General features: G+C 66.2%; 6 protein-coding genes. 2 read left to right on the top strand and 4 right to left on the bottom strand.

The features are described 5' to 3' along the window. Positions 1-184 precede the first annotated feature (184 nt). From FKP22_RS18710 to FKP22_RS18725, 4 genes are all read right to left on the bottom strand, one after another. Positions 185-586, bottom strand: coding sequence for a YfeK family protein (locus tag FKP22_RS18710; RefSeq protein ID WP_141289205.1), 402 nt, complete (start codon positions 584-586; stop codon positions 185-187). A 32-nt stretch (positions 587-618) separates the two neighbouring features. Next, positions 619-948: an SMR family transporter gene (locus tag FKP22_RS18715; protein WP_141289207.1), complete on the bottom strand. Its 330-nt coding sequence runs from the start codon at positions 946-948 to the stop codon at positions 619-621. 72 nt (positions 949-1,020) lie between these two features. Then, positions 1,021-1,887, bottom strand: coding sequence for a hypothetical protein (locus tag FKP22_RS18720; protein ID WP_141289209.1), 867 nt, complete (start codon positions 1,885-1,887; stop codon positions 1,021-1,023). A 92-nt stretch (positions 1,888-1,979) separates the two neighbouring features. Further along, positions 1,980-4,565, bottom strand: a complete 2,586-nt coding sequence (locus tag FKP22_RS18725; protein ID WP_141289211.1) for a M36 family metallopeptidase — start codon at positions 4,563-4,565, stop codon at positions 1,980-1,982. A gap of 287 nt (positions 4,566-4,852) precedes the next feature. Here FKP22_RS18725 and FKP22_RS18730 point away from each other — a divergent pair, with 287 nt between their 5' ends. Both FKP22_RS18730 and FKP22_RS18735 read left to right on the top strand, forming a co-directional pair. Next, on the top strand, positions 4,853-5,353 hold the full coding sequence (locus FKP22_RS18730; RefSeq protein WP_231010201.1) for a MarR family winged helix-turn-helix transcriptional regulator: 501 nt from the start codon (positions 4,853-4,855) through the stop codon (positions 5,351-5,353). Then, positions 5,350-5,892, top strand: a 543-nt coding sequence (locus tag FKP22_RS18735; protein WP_211361463.1) for an FUSC family protein, incomplete at its 3' end; no start/stop codon positions are given. The genes FKP22_RS18730 and FKP22_RS18735, both read left to right, overlap by 4 nt.

The raw sequence follows: 5,892 nt of genomic DNA on the forward strand, positions 1-5,892 counted from the left end.
TCGCGCACCGCGACCAGGCTGACGACGGTGCCGTCACCGTTCAGCGTCACCGGCGTGTTCAGCTTCAAGGTCAGCACCTGCGGCGTCGCTGGCGGCGTGGCGGCAGGGGCAGCGCAGGCGGCCAGCGCGACGACTTGCAGCAGGACGGCGGGCAAGGGTGAGCGAGGTTTGCGCATGGCTGTGTTCAGGGTTTGGGGGCATGGGCGGCGGCACGCATCGCGGTGAGCTGCGTGCGCAGCCAGGCCCCGCTGTCGACCGGCGCCGCGTTGCCGCACTTCACGAGGTAAGGCTTGCCGCTGGAACTGCTGGTGCTGGCGCCCAGCTCGATGAACTTCTCGGTCGTGGGCACGGCGTCCTTGTCTTCCAGGTAGCCCAGCTTGCGCTGCAGGTGCGTTCTGGCCTCGGCGCCCGGGTACCAGCTGCCATTGCGGTTGAACTCACAACCGGAACTGGCCAGCCGGCCAAGCAGGGCGTCGATCTCGGCGTGGGCAGGGGAAGGTGCGGCCAGCGCGCCTTGGGCCAGGGCGGCCAGCAACGCGGCGATGCCCAGTGCGGGCAAGCCAGGAAGGTGAAAAGTGAAGCTCATGACTGCGGATCTTAGGCCCGCTTCGGTGCGCGTCAGTGCGCCACGCTCTTCGAGAACAGGTTGATCACCAGCACGCCGGCCAGGATCAGCGCCATGCCGACGACGGCCGGCAGGTCCAGCGACTGGCGGTAGACCAGCCAACTGATCAGCGAGATCAGCACGATGCCCGCACCGGACCAGATCGCATAGGCGATGCCGGTGGGAAGTGCGCGCAAGGACAGCGACAGGCAGTAGAACGCCAGTGCGTACCCCGCCACGGTCAGGGCACTCGGCCCCAGCCGCGTGAAACTTTCCGAGGCCTTCAACGCAGTCGTCGCGACGACCTCGCCAACGATGGCGATGCCCAGGCAAAGGTATGTCATGGCCGTTGTCGTCCGGTGGCTTCCTGATGAGGAGTGTCAAGACGTGCGCCTGATCCCCGGGTGCCCTTGGGATCAGGATTTTTCGGCGGGGTGAGGCGCATCGACGTGCGGCGGGGACTCGCTGGATGGGACCTGCTGCCTGGCTCGTGACGACTTGGACTGGTGCAGCATGACCAACAGGAAAACGGCCCCGACAGGCAAGCTGAGCTGGAAACACCAAGGTGATCCCTGCCCGGCTTTCAAGGCGCCGAGCGTGGGCAAGCCGAGGTAGAGCAGTTGGATGCTGTAGGCGCCCGTGTGCCAGTCCAGCGTGAATCGGCCAATGCCAAACAGCGCGATCAGCAGGCACACCCACTTGCGGCGCAAGCCCTCGGCGCAAAGGCAACTGATCATGGCGAACAGCACTAGACCCAGCTCAGCGACCCAGATGGCAAGCAGGGCCCATTGAGTTGCCGGTTTGCCCGACCAGGCGAAACGGTTCTGCACCTCAAGGGGTTCGACCTGCGGTGTGAGATGAAGACCTGTCAGTTGCAGGGGACCTCCCGGTTCACGTTGCAAGGACACGCTCGCGACGAGCCATGCGTGCTCGTAGGCATACTCAAAGCCGAAGGTGTAGTAGGTGGAACCGTCCTGGCGATGGATGGCCCAGGAAAAAACATCTGTTTGCTTGGGTTGGCCGCTGGGCAGGAGCGCGGTCATGGCGCCGAAATGGTCGTGCACGTCCTTGCGCAGTTCGGGCCGGAAGGCCTCCGCAAGCTTGTCTTCCTGGCCTTCCCACAACGCTGAAACGAGTCGCTGACTGAAGGCGATCTCGGCATCCGGCCTCAGTCCGCTGAACGGCCATTGCACGGTGCCGAAAGTACCTCCGAACACGGACAAGAAGGCCAGCAGAAGCACCAGCAGCGTGCCAATCGTCAGCGGGGAACGGTCTTGTGACATGAGAGGGGCAGCGTGTGTGATGGCGGCTTGCAGCTGCTGCATGAAAAAGGCCCGCCGAAGCGGGCCTTGCACAGCGGTGAGGCAGTGAGAGCTTACGGCGTCGGGGTGGCGACGATGTAGCTTTCGACCACGCCGGAGTTGGTGGTGCTGTTGCGCGCCGGGGCGACAGCGCCCACGCCCATGCCGCGCTTGGCGAAGGCGGTGGCCCAGATCATGAAGTCGGCGTCGTCGGTGGCGTCCGCTGCTGCCAGGATGGCGTCGCGTGCTTCGACCAGGGTCGGGGCGTTCGGCGTCATCTTCAGGCCGGCGATCACGTAGTCCTGCACCTTGGCCTTGGCTTGCTTGAAGTTGTAGCGGCCATCCTTCAGGAAGCCGGCATACGCTTCCCACAGCATGTTGGCCCAGACTTCACCGGTGTTGTGCACCTCGGCGTTGCTGGCGCCGTCCTGGCCGAAGGCCAGCGGTGCGGTGGTGGGCAGGGCCACGCCGTTTTCAATGTGCTTGAAGGTCAGCGGGTTCTTCGCGAAGTCGGTCGAGTACGGGGCGCGGCGGATGCCGTAGTACATCTCGCCGGTCACGTAGCCGCCCATCGCGTAGGCACCTTGCCAGTCGCTGTTGTTGGCGACGTCGGTGTCCTTCTTGCGCACGCTCAGGATCAACGCGGCGACATCGCTCCAGCCTTCGCCCATGCCGCCACCCTGGTTGTTCGACAGGCCGCTGGCGTTGCCGACCAGGCGGTTCGAGACATGGTGGAAGTATTCGTGGGCGATCACGCTTTCGTCGAGCGTGCCGTCCAGGTCCAGCGCGGCTTCCTTCACCATGTGAACGGTGACCGGCGAGCCGGAGGCCTTGATCTTCGCGCCGTCTTCCATCGTGATCATCACGGCGGGGATGGTCACGGTGGTGTCGTCGCCGCCCATCGTGATCGCCGAGCCGGTCACGTTGTTGGCGACGATGACGGCGGTGGCGCCAGCGTTCTGTGCGAACTTGACCTTGACGTCGAAGTCGCAGGAGCCGCGGTCGATCAGCGCGATGTTGCCGGCCAGGGCTGCTGCGTTGACCGGGGCGGTGCAGGTATCGCCGGTCGGCGCGGTGCCGTCGTCTGACAGGACCACGGTGCCGGTCACGTCGAACGCCGAGGCGCCGAAGCCGGCGGTGCCGAAGGTGAGCTTGCCTGCCAGCGAGGCCGGGGCGGTGATGGAGACATCACCCTTGACCAGGCCGTCGAACAGGTACATCTGCATGCGCGGCGAGCCACCGTCGGCCGGGGTGCTCATGTTGGCGTTGTTTCGGCCCGAATAGTCCTGGCCTTCGGCCAGGATCGGGTCGCCTTCGACGCCGCCGCGGCCGAAGTTGCTCGTCTGCGCATTGCCGGCGGCTTCGTTGAAGCCGTGGTCGTACCACAGGTCGTGCAGGTAGTTGTTCATGTAGAACAGGTTCACTACGGCCGACTTCTTGGCGTCGTCGGTGCTCGGGTCCACGTCGCCAGCCAGCGGGTAGTCGAAGGTGGCGGTGCTGGTGGTCGTGGGCTGCACGTCGCCACGGCGGGCCTGGAAGCCGTTCGGCGAGGCCAGGTCCAGGTAGGCGCTGACGTTGTTGCCGACCGGGGTGGTGGCGCCTGCGGCCAGCCAGGGGTCGTTGGTCGAGATGCCAACGCTGTTGACGGTCACCAGGTTGGACGCTGCGTCGGTGCGCTTGACGGTTTGCGTCGGCAGGTCCTTCTTGAACGGCACCATGCCGTTGCCCATCGGGGAGTCGAAGGGCACGCCGTTCTTGTCGGCGAACATGCGGTAGGTGACCGCGCTGTCGTGCGCTTCCTGGTTCATGCGGAAGAGCACCGAGCCATCGGCGGCCGAGACCACGTAGGCATAGTCGGCCTGGGTCGCGCCGTCACGGGTCGCGGCCGAGAGTTCGACGTAGTAGGCGGGCACCAGCGAGCTGCCCAGCGCATACATCACCTTCTTGACGCGCGGATCGCTTTGCAGCTGCAGGTCGCCCTGGCTGGCGGGACGCTTCCAGGTGCTGTACGCGCCCTTGGTGGCGCCAGCGGCGAAGCTGTCGGCGACGCTGCCGCCCAGGTCCGCGAAGGCCTTGGTGATGGCGGTCGATTCCTTCAGCGAGAAGCTGGCGGCGCGGGCCGAGGCGGCATCGCTCTGCTGTGCGAAGTAGCCCGAGATCGCGACCAGGCGGCCGCTTCGGTCGGTCATCACGTTGATGTCGCGGTTGAACACCTCGACACCGCCCACATGCTGGCGGAAGCGGCTGATGACAGGGCCGTTGCCCAGATCCTGGGTGTCGAACAGCTTGGCATTGCTGATCGCGGCGGCGCTCAGGCCCAGGGCGCTGGCGTTGCGGCTCAGGAAGTGACGGGCGGTGGCTTCACGCAGGGCCGCGCCGGTCAGGCTGGTCTTCAGCGTGGACTGGCTGCTGCCCTTTTGCGCCCACAGGAAGGTGGTGCCGAGCTGGGCGTCGTAGTGGCTGGCAAAGCCGAAGCGCGACTTGCGGGCTTCGACGTTCTGGCGCAGGGAGGTTGTGGCGACGGCCGCGGCTTGCGCGTTGGCATCGAAGTTGGGCTTGTCAGCCGAGACGAAGCGGCCGGAGATCGGCGACGCCGCAGGTGCTGCAAAGCTGCTGGCAGCAAACAGGGCGGCGACCGCCCCCAAAGCAAATTGACGCATGGTCGAGAGTTCCTACAGGGAAGGCCTTGGCACCCGCGGCGGCAGGGCGTTTGGCAACAACACCGCCCCGGGCGCTTGTGGCGCGAGGGGCGAACGAAGAGAAAACATTTTGCAATCTCCGTGCCATCGTTGACATGCCAGACATCGCGGGCTAACCCTGTGCTCATTCGAACTAGGGGGTAGACAAAAACCCAGTGCCGTACGGGGCTGTAGCGTCCCCGTTATAGTAATTAGCAAGCTAACTATCTATTGGCCCGTGCCGCTTCCGGCCCGGCGCCTTGCTTGCCATGACTGCTGCACCGACGCGCGCTGCCTCACAGATGAAGTTCGGCATTGCGCTGGGTGTGCTCCAGCGGAGCTACCGCGCTGCGGCCGACAAGGCGGTGGCGCACGTTGGCCTGTCGCATGCGATGGCCTGGCCGCTGATGATCATTGGGCGGCTCGGGGGCCATGTGCGGCCTGGCGTGGTGGCCGACATGCTGGGCATCGAGGCGCCTTCGCTGGCGCGTTCCGTGGACCAGTTGGTGGAGGCCGGGCTGGCGGAGCGCCACAGCGACCCGGCCGACGGCCGGGCCAGGACACTGCATCTCACGGCCGCCGGGCATGCTGCCTGGGAGCAGATCGAAGCGGCGCTGACCACGTTTCGTGGCGAGCTGTTTGCCGGGCTGTCCGAAGAGGACCTCTCCGCCTGCCTTCGGGTCTTCGACACCCTGGGCGAGCGCCTGGGCTGCAGCGTGCCGGTGATGCCAGGCAAGCCGCGCGCGCGGCGCAAGGACGACGCGGCATGACGGCCTCGGTGCCCGAGCCACGTTGGCGTGGCACGCTGCTGTGGTGGCCGCGGCTGCTGGGTTCGATCACGCGGGCCGAGCTGGTCTTCTCGCTGAAGTGTTTTGCCGCCGCGATGCTGGCGATGTATGTGGCCAGCCGGGCCGGGCTGCCGCGGCCGTTCTGGTCCATGCTGACGGCCTATGTGGTGGCCAACCCGATGGCTGGCGCGGTGCGCTCGAAGGCGCTGTACCGCTTCTGCGGCACCTTGATCGGCAGCACTGCAACGGTGTTGATCGTGCCGGCGCTGTCGAACACGCCGGAGCTGACCGCACTGGCGCTGGCGCTGTGGGTGGCGTTGTGCCTGTACGTTTCGCTGCTGGATCGCACGCCCCGCGCTTATCTTTTCATGCTGGCGGGCTACACCGCGGCCTTGATCGGCTTCCCGTCGGTCGAGACGCCCACCGCCATCTTCGACACCGCGCTGGCCCGCGTCGAGGAGATCGGCCTGGGCATTCTCTGCGCGTCGCTGGTGCACAGCCTGTTGCTGCCGACCGGCCTG

This window comes from Ideonella azotifigens (assembly GCF_006519715.1).
Lineage (GTDB): Bacteria > Pseudomonadota > Gammaproteobacteria > Burkholderiales > Burkholderiaceae_C > Ideonella > Ideonella azotifigens.